The 849-nt window shown below is 50.9% G+C and carries 1 protein-coding gene; it reads right to left on the reverse strand.

The window, feature by feature from the left end:
* Positions 1–567: 567 nt before the first annotated feature.
* Positions 568–849, reverse strand: a 282-nt coding sequence (locus RX395_RS09765) for a hypothetical protein (RefSeq protein ID WP_316367275.1), incomplete at its 5' end; no start/stop codon positions are given.

The raw sequence follows: 849 nt of genomic DNA on the forward strand, positions 1-849 counted from the left end.
ATCAGATGGCGATGTGTGTTACGAAACCAGATGGGTCTTCGGCATGGGCACCGGCAGTACAGAATGCCTCTTCCATTTCGACAAGCATAAAATTTAATCAGAGAGGGATTTGGAAGATTGAAGTTGTCGGAAGAGATATCGCACCAACATTAGCAGGGAGCACATCTGTAAGCAATACATTTACCATTAGAGTAAAGTAGTTTAGAATGAAATAAAGCGGTGGCATCGCGAGATTTTTTCATGATGCCACCGCTTTATTATATAAGGGGGTAGAATCAAGCGGCTGCGGACGGTGCTGGCCGGCCTGGAGCTGCCCTGGGGAGCTGGGTGGCCACCAGAAGGGGGGAGAGCAGTATGGTACCCTCTCCACCTTGGAGGCGGATGGAAACCATATAAGGAAAGGAGTCAGGTTTTACCTGACTCCTTTCCTTTGCCGCTCGACCCCCTTAAGGGTAACGGTGTCAAATTTTTACTGCTCGTGTGCGTCTGGCCTGGACGGGCCAGGACTACCACCACGCCTTTTCATTTTTTAGTATAGCAGGAAACAAGCAAAATGTAAATTGCTGTTTACCGATCTAATGAGGGCTCTTTCCTCTGCTGAAGAGGAGCCTGGTGCTCTGTCTGCTGGGCTTTTGCCCGCTCTGTGGCGGTCGCGAGTTGTGCGGCCAGACTGGGGGTAGAGATCCCGCGCTCCGGTTCAAGGAGCTGGGGGCGGAGCTTCAGCACATCTACAAAAGTAAGGTTTAAGCCCCGGCTCTGGACTTTATAGAATACACTTTTTGCAGAGCGGATGACATCATCCCTGACAATGGGAGTAGCCCGCACGATATGGGAAGAACGATCCAGGTA

This window comes from Collinsella aerofaciens, from assembly GCF_032584215.1.
GTDB lineage: Bacteria > Actinomycetota > Coriobacteriia > Coriobacteriales > Coriobacteriaceae > Collinsella.